Genomic DNA, 17,499 nt, shown 5'->3' on the forward strand with positions numbered 1-17,499 from the left:
TATGGGTGCCAGCGTAGGGGCCGTTATAGGAGGAGTATCTCTTATATCAGGCATAGCATCACAGAAGAAACAGGAGTCAGCTCAAAGAGCACAGATAGCAGCACAACAACAAGCTGCTGCTAATAATGCTGCTCTAAGACAAATAGAAATAGATAAAGCTAAGGACTATGCTAACTATCAAAATGCAATGAACTCCTTAGCTAGACAGCAACAATATCAAACACAGAGAGCAACTCTATTAACCCAACAGTCAGTAGAGAAGATACAAGAAGCTCAGGCTAGGTTTAATAATGAAGCAGCATTAACAGCTAATAAAACAAACCTAGCTAGAAATGAAGCTCAGTTAAAACAACAAGAAGCTCAAACTAATGTTGACTATCAAAAGCAACTACAGCAATTATCACAATACCTAAGTCAGAATAGTCAACAAGCCCAGCAGAATTACACCAAGCAGGGTGAACTATTAACCCAAGGTGAAGCAAGAAGAGCAGCTCAAGAAGCTTTCTATGCTGCTGCTGGAATAGGTCAGCGATCGCAGTCCTCACAAGCTCAAACTAATTATGACTTTATGAAGGATGCAAGTACTTACCTACAAGCTCTACAGGAAACTAAGGCAGGTCAGGAAGTAGCTAAGTTAATGTCTGAAGCTATTACTTCTCAAAGCCAAGCTGAGAGAGACCTTAAGTTATTAGAGGTAAGTAAATTACTAGGTGATGTAGAAAGACAATATCAGCAGATAGGTCTTCAATATGACATGACTAATAAGAGTATAGATAATACCCTCAAACAGAATGCTAACTCTAGAGATATAGCTATGCAGACTATGGAGATGGCTAATGCTCAAGCTATTAATAATGAGAAGGTTAATACTATAGGTGCTGAAGCTGGTTATGACTTACAGAGTGCAGCTAATAATGCAAGTCTAATGAGCAGTATGTCTGCACTACAGGCTCAACAACAAGCTATACCAGGTGGCTTTCTATCTTATCTAAATATGGGGCTTAATGCTTATAACACCTTTAGACCTTATATAGATAACTCTACTAGTCAAGCTAAGAAAGCTATGGAAGTTAATGCTGGTTTACTTGGTGGAGTTAATGGAGTGAGTCAAGCTGCATTAGTAGATAGGTTAAGAGACTATAGAGATATTACACAGGGACAGACTAATTTAAAAAATGAATTAAGAAATGCCACTTATTTAAACAATGCAAGTAATGGTTTATCTAATGATATAAATACCCCTTATGGAGGCTTATTAAGTACTCCTTGGTACAGCCCTTTTGGAAATAGTAATAATACCTCTAATGGTTTACAAGCTGATGGATCTTATGAATGGAAAGCACCAGGAGTGCAATAATGATAGAACTAGTAGGAACAGATAATACTTTACAAGATAACTCACAACAAAACCTTAACTTAGCTAATAACACATTAACTAACAGTCTCCAACAGAATGCACAGCTATTACAGAATGACCAGCAAAGGTTAACTCAGAATATAGAAGCATTGAGACAACAGAACCAAGCTAAGTTAGGTTCTGATATGGCAATAGCTCAAGCAGAAGGTAACCCTAATAATGGGTTTACTGGTTTACTTAGTGGACTAGCTCAAGCTGGTTTACAGTACCTTGACTATAGTAAGAAGAAAGAATTAAGCGACTATCAAATAAAAGTTGATGAAGCTGTAATACAGAAGAAAGAATTAGCAGCTAAACAAGCAGCTCAACAAGATGCTAAAGAAGCTGCCGTAACTCAAGCCTTAGGAGATATACACACTAAATATCTAGCTGGTGGTTTCAAGGAAGGAGGTCTACTAGTAGGAGCTATAAATTATAGAAATGAGGCTTTTGATGTATTAGAAAAAAGTGGGCTTACTCCAGAACAAGTAACTAAATTTAGTAATGTTATCTATCAAAACGTTAAGACTCAACTAGATAGTGATAATACTAGAATAACTGAGCAGACTGACAAGATAGAAAAGAATAGAACTAGTACTATTCTCAGTGGTAAGTTAATTGAAATATCTCCTGAAATATCTAAAATAAAAGCTAACCCTACAGCAGATATAAACCCTACTCTTGAGCAATTATCTACCAAAATTAATGGGATACTTACTGACCCAAATATAAACTTATCAGACTCCGACAAGTATACACTTATTTCTAGTTTATGGGATGAGGTTCAGAAGGCAGTAGGAGAAAACCAGAGTGCCAGAGCGCAAATTGTAGCTCAATTAGAAGGGGCTAGGAAATACACTATAGAAGCTTCTCAAATTACTGCTAGGTATAAGTCTAAGTTAGGCACACAAGAAGAAATACCTCGCTCAGTATATGAATATCAATTATTTGAAGCTAGAAGAAGAAATGGTCTACCAGCTACCCTAAATGACCCTGACCCTTTCCAAGCTCAAAAGGACTATAGAACTGCTCAAGAATTATCACAAGCTTTAGAACAAGGTCAGATAGATGAAATTAGTCAGGAAGTTAATAATATAGGAACTACTAATGAACAAGTAGGGGCATTAACTCTACTGTTCATGAATAATAGGTCAGTATTAGAGCAGTATAAAAATGACCCAATTCGCTCTAAGATACCCGGTGTAAGAGCAGCAATAAGTCTAGCAGAGGAACATGATAGAGACTTTGATAGGTTATCTAAAATACCTGGAGAAAAGGCCGACTTAAATTTAACTATTGCTAAAGTTCAGCAGAATGATACTGAATGGTTAATTGTTCAAAGTAAAAAAGGTGGGGTATTTGGAGAACTATTTGGAGGTATTAATAAAGAAGATGTGACACAATGGAATGCAGCTAGAAGCAGATATCTAGAAGCAGCAAATGCTAAGTTAAGAACCTTAGATGAAGAGGCAGAACGTATTAGGTCTAAATACCAACCTTATGGTTTAGATAAACCTCCAGAAGCACTTAAGAAAGAAGGGCCTAAAAGAATAGAAGCAGTTCAAACTTATATTAATACGCAAGCACAAGCGGCTCAAAAGAGAGCCCAGGAAAGTAGAAACACTAGGTTAGGAATACAAGGAAATTTTAATGCTGGTCAGGGTGAAGGGATAAATTCTGACTATGTAATTCAAGATCCCGACACTGGAAGTATAATGTTTAACTCCAGCACACTAACTAATATCAATGCTTTCTTAACTGTAAGTACTCCATTCTCTAATGATGTTACTGGTGGCTCTGCTAGGTCTAAAATTATCCTTCCATTTCCCGCAGGTACTAAGAATATTGCACTTACTAGAAGGGACTATAGGGAGAAGCGTCCTACACATATTCATGCAGGTGAAGATATTGTAGTACCTTCTGGTACTCCTATTACTTTCTATATGCAAGGTAGAGTAGTCCAAAAGAAGTTTGATAAGAATGGGTATGGTTGGTATGTAACCATCAAAGGTGCTGATGGACCTTACCATAGGTTTGCTCACCTCAGCTCTACTAATGTTGAGGTTGGTGATGTAGTTGCCCCAGGTAATACTATTGCTTTAAGTGGTAATACAGGACGATCTAGCGGAGCGCATCTGCATTGGGAGATAAGAACCAATGATGGGTTTAAGGAACAAGGAACTATTGACCCTATTGAGTATATGTCTTCACAGTCTGTAGTTGTATCTAATACTAAAAGACCTACTGGAGATACTACTAATGCAACTTATAAGGGAGGCAACCAGCCTAGAGTTCCTAATAATGCAACCCAATTAGCGGGTGGTTTTTATATCCATAATGGAAGACTGGGTAGAATTAACCAGCCAGATAGACCCTTAACCGATGCTAATAAAACATTCACCCCCCAGAACCCTGCTAAGACTGGATATCAGTCCAGCATGGCTCCTCAACAAGATATGAGTGATACTCATGGCTATGCTTACTTAGCTAACAATGCTGCTATGAGAGAAGCTATTAATAAAGGTGCTAAAGAGTTAGGTATACCAGGAGCAGTTCTAGCTGACATTATCAATAATGAAACTAGCTTTAGTCCTAGTAAGATGCAGTCGGCTCATGGTGCTGGTGGTCAATATGTAGGAATTATGGGTTTTGGGCAGGATGCATTAGATGATATATCTGCTCAATTTAAGATGCCAAGAATTACCATACATCAATTAATGAAGCTTCCCCCAGAGAAGCAAGTACCTTGGATGGTTAAGTACTTCCAACTCTCTTATGTTAAACCTCATGTTCAGGGTAAAGGTGCAGAGTATTATGCTGCTGCTGTATTAGGTGGATGGTCTTTAGCTAGAGACTTAGCTAAGGATAAAAATAAGGCACTTAATAGAAGAGATAGTTATGGGACAACCTTAAGGGAATATCTCAATAGAATGGGTAAACCTGTAGGTAGAAAATGGCAGTCTAGTGCTGTAAGAATAGAACGTTTAATAGCTACAACTCATACTGGCTACCATGAAGGATGTAAAGTATGTGAACAATTAAGACGTTCTGATAGCTTTGTCCCCCACATATCTCAGTTTGCATAATGAGTATTATTCAAGACTTTCAAGAAGGGAATAACCCTAAGAATAAAGACAATTTAAAAGTACCTAATATAAAGACTCCATTACCTCAATTACAACCTCAGAGTGTGGAACAACAATTAGGTCAAACACCATTAACTAGTACTACTAACATAGTTCCACCCAACAAGCAGCTACCTGTATTACCTAATAACTCACCTGATAACTATTACAGTGAGACACCTATATCTCAGACTGATAATGTAGATCCTGCCCCCACAGCAGGAGAGAGTATCACTACTGAAACTAATACTGAGTCAGATACAACAAGCTCCCCCTCTACCAACAATAGTCAAAGCACTCCCCCAACAACAAGTACCTTTAACCTACCAGGAGAAATACAGCCCACATCTGCCCCTGTACTATCTGGGGAAACTTATGGGAGTGTTGATAGTGCTGTATCTAAAGACTATAGAGAAGAATTAATTAGACAAGGAAAGATAAACCAAGCAGTAGTCGATGAGAATGAATTGACTAATAATTATATTCCAACTCTGTATATACCTACCCCTAATTACTCTAGTCAATGGAAAGCGGGTTATAGCAGAATATCTAACTTTGCTAACTCAGTTTCTACTGCTGCTAATATTCAAGCCCTTCCTCAAACTAGAACTGATCCAAGACAGTATAGACCTGATAGTACTAAACCATTAGGGGCTAATTCTTCTTACTATAACCAGCCTAATAATACTTATGGGCCTGTAGATACTAGACAATTATTACCAGGAACTAATGTAGGGAATAACCCATTTCTATATTTTATTAATTTACTTGGTTCAGTTCCTATGGGTGGTGCTGCTGAAGTTAAAAAGAATATAGATAATGGTTTAAAAAGTATCCCTTTAATAGGTAATGCTCTATACAACTTAAATAACCTTCCTAACTGGACAGTTAGACAGTTATTTAATTACACTCCTACAAATGTTAATGACCTTAAACCTAAGAATGCTGCTGATCTAGCAGGGCAGACTGGTAATATTATTAACTCTGCGAGTGGTGGTTTACCTGGGTTAGTAGGAGGAATAGTTAATGCTCTAGCCATGAAGACGGCAGAGAATGCTATTAAAGGTAATAGACCTAACTATAGTCCTACTGCTAATGGTTTATTAGACCCAGACCTTAAATATAAGGGTAATTATTTATTAGATGTATTTAAAGGTGCTGGTTATTCCTTCAGTGACTATGAGTATAATACTCAAGGAGTTAAAAACCCTATAGGTCTTAAGGCAGGTAGAGACCCTGGTAATGCTGGTATAGAATATACTAACCCATTAACTTACGTAGGCTTACTACTTGATGTAGGTATGCCTGATGCTACTGATGCTATTAAACCAATATACTCATTAGCTAAGAAGATGGGTATTATTAAAGCTCCTAGTAAAGTACCTATTAAAGCACCAGAGAAAATAGTACAAGCACCTAAGCCAGAGCCTAAACCTTATACTCCTATTCCTCCTGAGAGTGCATTAGTTAAAGTTACTCCTCTTAATATTCCTAAGAAAGTTAACCCACCTAGTCCTATTAACCCTACTCTCATTACTCCATATAGAGGGCCAACTCCTAGTCCTCTTAAGGTTCCTAATATACCTATTAATAAAACATTTAACTTAGGTGAGGCTAAAGCTAATGAGGCAATGAGTATACTTAATAGTGCCAGAGCCTCCTTAAATAATAATAAACCCCTAGAAACTGCTCAGAAGTTAAGGGAGTTTGGTAACAGTTATAAAGGTTATGGACTACAAGCAGATGCTAGAAACATAATAGGTTTAATAAGGAATGGAGAATATAGTAAAGCTAGAGAAGCCCTTAATTCACTTAATGCCAGCATTGACCAATATAGTATTAGAACTCCTAAGCTAGCTTCTAACTCTGTAGAAGTAAGTACTAAGTTAAATGAAGTATCTGTTAGCCTGAATAGTAATAATATCAGTGGAGCATTGACAGCTATTCAGGGTATACCTGAGTCTGGTAAGTTAGCCAGGTTTCTTAAGAAGGGAGATATTCAAGCTTCCAAGGTTGAGTTAAATAAACTAACTACACAAATTAATGAAGCTCAAAGAATAACTCAAGAAGCTGATGGGGTAATTACTATTGATGTTACTCCTATAGGCAGCTCAGTTGTTCCTAATAAACCTACTAAAGTATTACTAATTAATAGTGAAGGAACATTAGTTAAGAGAACAACTGAGTTAGTTCCTGAAGTAGAAGCCATTAAGTTAATAATAGGTAGAGATGTAGAAGTACCTGTTATTAAACTAAATGACTTAGGAAGGTTAAAAGAAGTTGTAAATGAATTACCTCCTAGCCCTGTTAAAGGTTTATTACCTGAGAGTAATGTGACGACCTCTGCTGTAGAAGGGGTTGTTAATAAAACACCACTACAGAATGTTGTAGATGACTTAGAAACTAAAGCCCTAACTCCAACATCAGTAGAGACTAAAGCTCCATCTCCAGCACCAGAATTAGTTAGTCCCTCTATACCTCTTAAAGTAGAAAAGGAAGCAGACTTAGTTAGAGAAACATCAGAACTTATTAGACTACAAAATAAACCTAATATAAGACCTGCCAAGATAGAAGCTCAAAAGGATGTAGTAGAGACACTTAAAAAAGAAGTAGAAACTATTAGTAATACTCCTGAACCTAAGACTAAAGTTTTACCTGCGATCGCATTAAAAGGAGAATTAACTGTATCTGAGGCAGCTAAATTATTATCTAACAATATACCTGGTACTCAGATAGGTGAAGAAGTAGTTAAACAAGCTAAGAGAACTAAAGACCAAGTATTAGCTTTAATGAGAGTAGTACCTGCTCCAGATGGTAAACCTATTATCAGTAGTGCTTATAGAGGAATACTTAAGGATAAGGTAAGAATACAAAGATGGACTGATGTTAAGAAGATATTAGAAGCTAGAGGAATACAAGACCCTGTATATTACAGACTGTTCTCTGAGAATGGGGCACCTATTGATATAGCTGCTTTATCTGATCCTAACTTTAGAATAGTTGTTGATCCCCCTAAGGCTTACAAGGCACAGAAAGAAGTGGTAGTAGATAACTCTCGCTATGCTTCTGTAATTGAGGGAGGTGATACTGTACTTACTCAAAAGTCTACACAGACAATAAATACATCAGTTAAACAGTCATTCCTACCTGGGTATGAGAAACCTAGAATTAAAGCTAAAGCTAGTAATAATAAAATAAATTATCTTACTGACAATAAAGCTAAGGGTGAATTAAAGAGAGTACTTGTCAGTGAAATAGATAATGCATGGAAAGAGAAGAAGATAGGTGCTGATGGTATTGGTTCTGTTAAAAAGAAATATGAGGAAGCTTTACTAAAAATAGCTAATACAGATGAACCAGTAACTATACCTCAAATATCTGTAGGCTCTGATGGTCAAGTTAAATTCCTTAAGGGGGCTAATGAGTTTGCTGTACTCAGAGATAGTGGTGTAACTGAAATACCAGTTATGATGACTGGTACTGGATATTGGAAAGGTACTGAGTTAAATAAAACCAGAGCTATTAATGAGTTAAAAAGGGAACAGAAAAGACTACAGAAGGCACTAAATAGTACAGATGATCCAGCTAAGGTAGAAGACATTCTAGCTAGGTTAGAGGAAATAACTGATCAACTTAATAACCCTGATGTTAAGAACCCGGCTGTCCTAAAAGAACTACAAAATGAAATAATACCTGATAACCAAATAGGTAAGAGTCAACCAGTAGTAGAAGCAACTGCTATAAAACTGGAAGCTGAAAGAGACTTAGAGGAAATTAGTGATGTAGTTAATAAACTTGAATATGAGTTAGGTCAGCAAGAATTAGCCCTTAGTGAGTCTGTAAGAATAATAGAGAATACTGCTGATATAGGTAGAAAGTCTATAAGTGAGGCAGATATAATTTCTCCTCAAGTTATAGAAGATATAGCTACTAATTACAACTCTAAAGAAATAGTACTAGAAGCTATTAAGAATATAGAACCTAGAGATAAGAAGGGCCTTAATAATTTAATTAAAAGGGCACAAGAATTATTTAAGACTAAAGCAGGTGATGATGCTGCATTACTTGATAACTTTAACGAGGAGTTAGATAGCACTCTTCGTCCACTTAGAGAAGCTATTGACTCACTAAGAGAAGGAGAAAAGCTAGATGTATTTAAATATGATGAGGTCATTGACTCACTAGCAGACTCTCCTATTAACTCTAAACCTTTCTATCATGGCTCTAGTGTTGTTAACTGGTCTCCTAACTATGACCCAATTAGTACAGGCAGTAATGCTGAATGGGGTCAAGGTTTATATTTAAGTACTGATCCAGAAAGAGCTAGTCACTTTGCTAAAGCAACAGTAGGAGAAAACTTACCTTACATAGAAGACAGAAACTTTGGTACTCCTAAAGTATATGAACTTAAACCTAACTTAGATAATGTAATAGATGTTAATGAACCAGCTAGTAAAACAGTTAAGAAGTTATTTGTTAACTCCCTACAGTCTGTAGTTGGTAAAGGAACAGAAGCTTCTAAACGTTTTGTACAAATAGTTAAAAGAAATACTGACACTATAACTGTTAGTGAGTTATATGGGGCTATTGAGAGGGCATTAGTTAAGTCTGGTGATAACTCAGAAGCAACACTATCTAATGTTAAAAGACAAGTTAATTACTCACTAAGAGAAGCAGGGTTTGATGGTTTAAGTGACGGTAATACTCTTAATGTACTTGATACTTCTAAAGTACAGGTTATTAATACACAAGCTCTAGATAATGTTGATGAGATAGGATCTGCGATCGCAAGACATAATGCTGACTCAATGACTGCCTTAGATAACCCTAATATCCCATCTGCTCAAGTTAACCACATGGAGTCTGGTGTTAGGCTTCAGTCTCAATTAAGAGAAGATACTATTAATAAACTTAAAGAAGCTAGACAGAAGCAAGTTGAAGCTATTAGTAATTTAGATGAAGCAGATACAGAACTTACTGAATTAGCTCAGAGAGAAAAAGAAGTTAATAGGCTACAGCAATTAGAGAAAGACCAGAAAGAAATGGAAAGACTTGATAGAGAACTTAGTAAACCTAACGATAACCCTTGTGAATTCTAAGGAAGTGTAAATGTCTAATATTTGTAATAACAACCCAACAGAACTAGAAAGAGAGAAGTATAACTTTAATACTAAAGAAGGTAGGGAGAAGATAGCTAAAGCTGTAGAGGAAACTCACAGAAGAAATGAGATGCTAGCTAGACTTCCTAATAACGCTGAAGAAGCTCAAGCCCTTAAAGAAGCTAGAGAGATAGCTAAGAAGGAAGAGATATGGCAGCAAAGAGTTGGGGAAGTTGTCTCAATAGATCCAAGCCAGTCCTATAAAATACAGACCTTCTTAGCTGTTGAATTAGGGGCTTTAAGGAAGTTTGATCTATTCAACCCTAGTCTAGAATATTCTATTGCTGGTGAAGTTAAAAAGACTCTGGTTAATGCTAAGAGAAGCGCTAGAAGTACAGTTAGTGCTGCTACTGCTTATACTTCTTCTGAACGTATTAGTAAACTAAGGGGTTTTATACACGCTAACTTTGGTGAAAAGTTATCATCAGTAGAAATTAGAGAATTAATGGTAGATGTTCTAGAGATAGGTAATATCCCTAAACGTAATACTCTTTATGGTGATACAGATGGGGTCAAAATATTTAATGAAATTAGGTATGACAGGTTTGTAAATAAATGGAAAGCTAAGGGTTTAGATGAATGGAGTCTAACTCTCATTAAAGGGCAAGCTAGTAATGTTAGTACTACCTTTACTGAAGCTAACTTAGCTGCTAAAGCTGTTGGTTATGATGTAGAACAGTTAGCTAACCTGGGTTACTTTCCTCACATTTATAAGAAAGATGCTCTAGAGAAAATAGGTGAAGCTAAGGCAGCAGCAGAAGGAATAAGTCCTAAAGTAAGTAGTAGAACCAAAGTAGTAAGTGTTGATAAAGCTGAGTTTGGTTCTAAGTTTGAGACTATAAGAAACACTAACCATTATGTACCTGCTCATCTTGATGTGGTTTCTGAGTTACTAGGTGTACCTAGAGATGATCTAGCTAGGATGATAACCAATGGTGAAGAGTGGAATGAATTACTAAAGAAAGTTCCAGCAAGTACTTTAGATACTTTAGTAGATAGTGGTGTAATTCAGCAAATACCTATGTCTATGTCTGAGATAATAACTACCTTGAATAAAGAATATAGTTTAGGTTTTGGGAGTTTAGATGAATTATTTATTACCGACCCTCAACAAGCATTAAATAAGGTTAGCAGAGATATAGAGAAAGCTACACAAAACTGGTCAATGACTCAGACTGTATTCTCTGGTGAAGCTATTAAACAAGGATGGGCTATTACAGGAGCAGACTTTGCTAACTTAGCAGATAAGAATAAAAAGAACTTTATCAACTTTGCTGAGGCTTTTAAGGTTGATGAGAAGGATGCAATTAATATACTTAATAAGTTCTTTACTCCTGAACAGCAAGCAGCTATGCAGGGAATGTATGTACATAAAACAGTTGCTCGCAACCTAGCTGCTCAATTAGAGATATCCTCCTCTGCCGCTCATTTATCTAATGTTTCTAGATATGTTACTTGGTGGGGTAAATACTTAAAAGGTAGTGCATTACTAGGTAGTAATATACAATTTATTACTAGAAACTTAATGGATGGAATGATATCTCTAGTGGCTGCAGGAGGTCACCTACATGACTTAGTACAAGGGTTTGCTTTTACTGCTGCTAGACGTATGAATAAACTCAGTATAATAGATAATACTAAGGTATTTAGAGTAGTAGGTAATAAGAAATATACTAAGTTAAAGTTTGCTCAAGAAGTATGGGCAAGACTAGATAACAGTATTCCTGGTATAGATAAACATTCTGGTATTAATTGGGGAGCATCTCTCAGTTATATAAAGAGATACTCAGATGTATTTAAAGACCCAGTAGTAGCTAAAGAGTTAGGCAGTGACTTTCTTAGAACTCTACAAGAAGTAGCTAAACATCCTGGTAAGTCAGCTAGTAATACCTTCTTTAAGACAGTGGGTACATTAGCTGAGATATCCAGCTTTGTGGATGAGTGGATGAAATTTACTGTTGCTTTATCTGTTGCTAAGAGGAATACATGGGGTGGCTTACCTGATGTATTGGAGAATGTAGTTAGTTTAAATTTAAAAAGACCTGATATAAATAGCTTTGAAGAATTAGATAGATGGATAGGTGAATACTTCCCATCTACTGATATGGCAGGTACTTTGACTAAGAAGGTAGATCAGTATGTTATACCTTTCTTTACCTGGAGAGCTTTTAGTTTAGGCTCAACTATAAGAATGGCAATGAGAAACCCTCAAAGGTTCTTAGCATATCAAAGACTTAGCTCATTATTTAACCAAGCTAATGGAATAAATGAAATACCTGAGGTTGGTTTAAATGAATATGAGAATGATGAGCCAATGGTTCTTAAGAGAAGAGACCCTAATACTGGTCACATCATGGTAATGTTTCCTTCTAATTATGACAGAACAAGTGATACTTTATCCTTTGTAGATATAGCGGGTAAACATATTCAAAGGGCATTAGGTTTCTATCCAGGCACTAGCACAGAACAAAGAAAGCAAGCTATGGGTGAAACTGACTGGACTGATGCTGCTAGAGCTTTCTTTGGTAGTACTTATTATGATGATCTTGTTTATAGTATTACAGGTAGGGATAAGTTCACAGGTGAGAAGATAGATAATAATAGACAGAATACCTTCCTAGGCTTGCCTGTACCTAAAGCAGCACAAGGAATAGTAACTACCCTAATACCATTACTGGATGTAATTAATAGAACTAACCCAGGAGATGTATTTGGTAGAAGAGAGATAACAGACTCTAAGGGTAATGTAATAGTACCTGGTAAACCTAGCTGGGCAGGCTATTCAAGAACTGATAAGGATGCTGCTAAATTAGCTTGGGAGAAGGGAACTAATTCAGAAAAAGTAGATATGTTACTAGGTAAAAAATATAGGTCTATAGATACTAAGAAGAATGTACAGCAAGCCTTTACCAGTATCATGATAGACCTAAGTGAGATGCAGAAGAGATGGCAGAAGGAGTCATTATACTTATCAGCTAATAGAGATAAAATTCCACCTAATGAGTTTAAAGCAAGGGAAGCTAAGTTAAATAAACTATCTGATACCCTAAACCAAACTGCTATGGATGCTAGAAGGATAGCAGCATACATGATCATGAATGACATTCCACCTTCTCAGGTATATAGAGAACAGCTTAAGCAAAAGATAGTAGAAGGTAATTTACCAATAGTAGGTCAAGAAGAATTACAGAGAGTAATTCAGGAAGGACAGTAGAAGCTGTAATGAAGAATTTGGACAGTTTTTGTACACCCTAAAATGACTGAAAGCCTTATCAAATAAGAGTTATAGAAATATATAGTACGTACCATGTAGGTATAACTCTCCCTCCCTCCCTTCTCCCTCCCTCTCCCTCTCCCTACCCTCTCCCTCTCCCTACCCTCTCCCTCTCCCTCTCCCTACCCTCTCCTATCCTGCGTTCTATCCTTATTGTTTAACTTTACATTTAACTTATTGGTTAACTAAGGGGCTACATAAATTTATAGATAAATATTTGATACATATGAATTCAGAATTATTAATGCAACTGTATGGCACAGATGGTTTTGATAGAAAGCCAGATGCCATAAACTTTAATTTATTAAATAAGAAGCTATCTGAAGACTTAGGTAAATATGGTGGAGTAGTTACCACTGACACCTCTACAGTCACAGGCAGCTTTAGTGTTATTCAAATACTAAATGATACTGTCTTTAGTAGTATTACTGTTGATGGAGTATCAGGTGCTTTAACTGGGTACACAATACCAGCAGGCCAAACTATTTATGGTGATATAACTACCTATAAATTAACTAGTGGTAAAGTATTAGCTTATAAGTCAAGTGATACTCCTATTACTACTACACCTACTCTTGCACTTGATGGTTATACAAATGTAGTATTTGCTTATTCTCTTACTAAGTTATTCTCTGACTATACAGGCCCTTGTATTAGAGTACGTAGAAGCTCTGATAATGCCCAGCAAGATATCTATTTTGATAGCAATGGTCAATTAGACATTACATCTCTATTAGACTTTGTAGGCTCATCTAATGGTTTTATAACTGTATACTATGACCAGTCTCCTAACAATAGGAATGCATCTCAGGTTGATACATCTCTACAACCTCAGATAATTACTTCTGGTAAGTTTGATAGCAGAGGTATTTCATTTACCAATGGCTCTCTATTTATTGATACTTCCTGGTTAGCTAGTGACTTTACTCTATTGGTTAAGGAAAGAGCTACTAGTATTAGTACAAACAATAACTTTATACAAAACTCTACATCTATATCTAATAAGAATATTATTCTTGGGTATGCTGATGCTAATACTATTTCAGCAACTCAGTTTGATAGTACATTAACCTACGATAACCCCTCAGTTAACTTCCCTGTTAATACTTCAAGGGTATGGGTAGGTACTTGTACAACAAGTACTAAGAAAGTTTATTTAAATGGCAACCAGGTAGCTACAACTTAATAATTAATATGACAATATTTAGAACTATTGGAAATAAAATATACGCTCCTAACTGGTCAGAGTTTATACCTAGAGGGTTTAACGTAGCTGGTTATAACTTTCCTTACTTTACTCAGAAGATAGGCACAGTAACTATTGCAGGTACTCCTAGAACATTTACAGGATATATACCTGATGCTGTTACCTATATCCAAGCTTGGGGAGTTAATACAGTTAGAGTATGTGCTGACTTATTTAACCTAACCTCAAGAGGTGGTGACTTTAGAGCTGACAAGATGGCAGCAATTAATGAAGCTGTCACAGCTATAACAGGAGCAGGCATGGTATGTATCCTTGACTATGCTCACTTTATAGATAACTCTGCTGCTGGTAAGTTACTTACAGATACTACATTCCCTACACTACAGCAAGTAATTGATATGGGAGTAACACTAGCTAACCTATATAAGAATAACCCTTATGTCTGGCTAGAACCTGTTAATGAACCTGGTGGAGTTAACCCATCCAGTGAATTAAATGCCTGGACTTATATGTACCAGAAATACATTAAAGCTATTAGGGATACAGGTGCTCAGAATATTATTGTCTGTAATGACTTATTCTTTGGACAAGGTGGAGCTAGTTATAACGCTAACGTAGTTCCTACTACATCTAGTGGAATATTAAGTAGAGGTCAGAACTTACTATCTTTTAGAGATCCTGATAATAGTAATACTCCTGTAATTAAATATGACAATATTCTCTTTGGTATACACGTATATGAAACATGGGGGGAAGACTCTAAACATAACCAAGAAGCTTATAACAATAAACTCAGGGACTATGTAACTAGAGTTCATGCTTTAGGTTTACCAATATATTTTGGTGAATTTGGATATGACAATGCAGGCAACTCTATAGAAAGAGCTACCCAAGCAGCATATGCAGTAAGTAGAGAGAAGAGAGTAGGAGCATTACATTGGAGTTGGTATGGTGATAGTCCTCACTCTAACCAAGGTCTTGTTAACGCTGTAGTAGTTAGTGGACAGACTATGTATGGTGGATATCTAATAGATAGACTTGATGGAACTAAACCTACTAACTTAAGAACTACCACTAGACATAATGGTAATGACTTCTGGGAATGGAATAAAGAAGTAGCTGCTTATAATTACAACGGTAGTTTAATTATTGGTGGATCAAGTCCTAATTACTCAGGATATATAGATACTGTTATAGGTTTTGATACTGCTTTATCTGCTGACTCAATATCTACCCTATCTTCCTCAGTTAACAGTACTAATATTCCATCTCAGTCAGTTGGTTTACTAATGGAAGATGGTGACTTCTTCCTAATGGAAGATAACAGTTCATTTTTACAAGAAGAATAAACTTATATAAATTAAAAATAATATGGCCTCACAGAAAATAACAGATAGTACCTCACTCTTAGGTATTCAATTAGATAGAGCTAATGATGTTCTACCTATTGTAGATGTAAGTGCAGGTACTTCAGGTAATAAAAAAATAACACCTAACGATCTATTCACAGGTACTCCTGCTACTAGCTCTAGAGCTGGCTCAATGACTGCTGTAGATAAAGCTAAGTTAGATGCAATTAATACTGATCTAATAGTTAACACTAACTCCAGTCAAATTATCACAGGTCAGAAGACACTAACCTCCTTTAACTTCTCTAGAAGTGCTAATAAGTTAATTGCTCCTGCTGCTAACACTACTCTTGTTTATGGTAGAGACTTTGCCACTAGAGTACGTCCTGTAATGCAAGCTCCTGATGGCAGAGAATGGTTAATACAAGCTGGAATGGGTAGAAACCATGTATGTATTTTATATCCATCTAATGGCAGTACTGCTCCTGATACACATGGAATGTATGTTACTAACCAAGGTACTATTTCTCACCCCAGCCCAACAGATGACCTAGTACCCTACATGACTAACTATGCTACTGCTGCTACTGGTGAAGCTAGAGCAGGGTCTAGTGCTAATGCTCGTATTTATTGTAGAGGAAGTAATGCCAACGGGTTTGGTGGTTTCTCTTACTTTGCTCGCTTATACTTCCCTGATGCTTCTTATACAAATTGCAGAATACTTATTGGTCTCAATGGTTTAGATGCTATATGGAGTGATGGTAGTGCTACAGCAACAAGTGATATAGCTGGTAACTATGCTGCATTCCAATACAGTACTTCTAGAGGTGATACTACTTGGATGTTTGTAACTAAGGATGGTACTACTCAGAATGTTGTGCCTATAGTTGGTGCTACATTTACTCCTCAAAAGATGTATGACTTCTACATTGAATGTCCTAGAGCAGGTACTTCAATTGGATACAGAATAGATAACCTAACAGATGGTTTAAGTTATTCAGGATCTACTTCTAATAACCTTCCTACTGCTAATGCTTATATGAACAATGGTTTTCAGTTAAGAACAACTGACAACGTAGCTAGAAATATAAGAATGTACCGTATGTATACAGAGCAGTAATAAAGGGGAGAATATTCTCCCCTTACTAACCCTTAATATATTAATTTAATATGTCAACAGCATTTGTAACAGTGACTAGGTCAGGTACTAATTTTGTAATAGATGTCACTGCAGCTAATTTATTAACTGACTTATCTATAAAAGACTTTGTAGTATTTCATGATGGGGTTAGTGTCAGCAATAGTTCCTATACTAAAACTACTCCCACTACTCTTACATATACAGGTACATCTATACCTAGTACAGTAATTCAAGTAAGAAGAAAGACACCTAATAGTGTTGTTCAAACAGTTAGCTATGGTTCTAAGTTCTCTAGTTCTCTATGGAACTCTGAGATGGATAGAAGTATTAGACGCTTTGAGGAATATGATCTTAATATTAGTCCTCAATATAGTGATATAGAAGCATTAGGTAATTTAACTGTAAGAGGTAACTCAACTGTAGAAGGTAATAGTTATATTAAGTTCTGGAAGAAAGTTAGTATACCTACTAATGTTCTTAATGACTTTATTAATTTTGTTATACCTTTACATCAAAGATATACCTCTACTGCTCTTGAGCAAAATTACTGTATTGGTAATTTATTTCTTAGTAGAGGTGCTTCTGTTGCTTATAACAGAAGTGTTGTATTACATATTAATACTGCTTCAGCTTATACATCAAATACAGGGGGCTTAATAGTAACTCAAGGGCCTGAGCTTCCTTATACTTTTGACCTAGCAACCTTTACTTATCAAGGCACTGAATGGATAGGTATTAGATCAGAAATGTTGAATCTCGATACAAAACTTTACATATTTGGTTAGAGTAATTCTAAAAAGCCTAAAATAGTCAACATAACATCATCTCCTCAAGCCAATGAACATAAC

8 protein-coding genes are annotated in these 17,499 nt (G+C 36.2%); all 8 read left to right on the plus strand.

The window, feature by feature from the left end:
- The first annotated feature begins 1 nt into the window (after nucleotide 1).
- Nucleotides 2-1,357: a hypothetical protein gene (locus H6G08_RS32425; protein ID WP_190550703.1), complete on the plus strand. Its 1,356-nt coding sequence runs from the start codon at nucleotides 2-4 to the stop codon at nucleotides 1,355-1,357.
- On the plus strand, nucleotides 1,357-4,482 hold the full coding sequence (locus tag H6G08_RS32430) for a peptidoglycan DD-metalloendopeptidase family protein (protein ID WP_190550705.1): 3,126 nt from the start codon (nucleotides 1,357-1,359) through the stop codon (nucleotides 4,480-4,482). Before H6G08_RS32425 ends, H6G08_RS32430 begins: the two co-directional genes overlap by 1 nt.
- Nucleotides 4,482-9,620 (plus strand): hypothetical protein, encoded by a 5,139-nt coding sequence (locus H6G08_RS32435; RefSeq protein WP_190550707.1) that lies wholly within the window; start codon nucleotides 4,482-4,484, stop codon nucleotides 9,618-9,620. The genes H6G08_RS32430 and H6G08_RS32435 overlap by 1 nt, the downstream gene beginning before the upstream one ends.
- A gap of 10 nt (nucleotides 9,621-9,630) precedes the next feature.
- The gene (locus H6G08_RS32440; protein WP_190550710.1) at nucleotides 9,631-12,894 is read left to right on the plus strand and encodes a hypothetical protein; all 3,264 of its coding nucleotides are present in this window, start codon (nucleotides 9,631-9,633) and stop codon (nucleotides 12,892-12,894) included.
- A 286-nt stretch (nucleotides 12,895-13,180) separates the two neighbouring features.
- Complete coding sequence (locus H6G08_RS32445; RefSeq protein ID WP_190550712.1) at nucleotides 13,181-14,140, plus strand: arabinofuranosidase catalytic domain-containing protein; 960 nt, start codon at nucleotides 13,181-13,183, stop codon at nucleotides 14,138-14,140.
- 8 nt (nucleotides 14,141-14,148) lie between these two features.
- Nucleotides 14,149-15,510, plus strand: a complete 1,362-nt coding sequence (locus tag H6G08_RS32450) for a cellulase family glycosylhydrolase (RefSeq protein ID WP_190550714.1) — start codon at nucleotides 14,149-14,151, stop codon at nucleotides 15,508-15,510.
- Between the two features lie 22 nt (nucleotides 15,511-15,532).
- The gene (locus H6G08_RS32455; protein WP_190550715.1) at nucleotides 15,533-16,630 is read left to right on the plus strand and encodes a hypothetical protein; all 1,098 of its coding nucleotides are present in this window, start codon (nucleotides 15,533-15,535) and stop codon (nucleotides 16,628-16,630) included.
- 50 nt (nucleotides 16,631-16,680) lie between these two features.
- Complete coding sequence (locus H6G08_RS32460) at nucleotides 16,681-17,436, plus strand: hypothetical protein (protein ID WP_190550717.1); 756 nt, start codon at nucleotides 16,681-16,683, stop codon at nucleotides 17,434-17,436.
- Nucleotides 17,437-17,499: the final 63 nt, after the last annotated feature.

Origin of the sequence: Calothrix anomala FACHB-343, from assembly GCF_014696435.1 — a bacterium.
Lineage (GTDB): Bacteria > Cyanobacteriota > Cyanobacteriia > Cyanobacteriales > Nostocaceae > Aulosira > Aulosira anomala_A.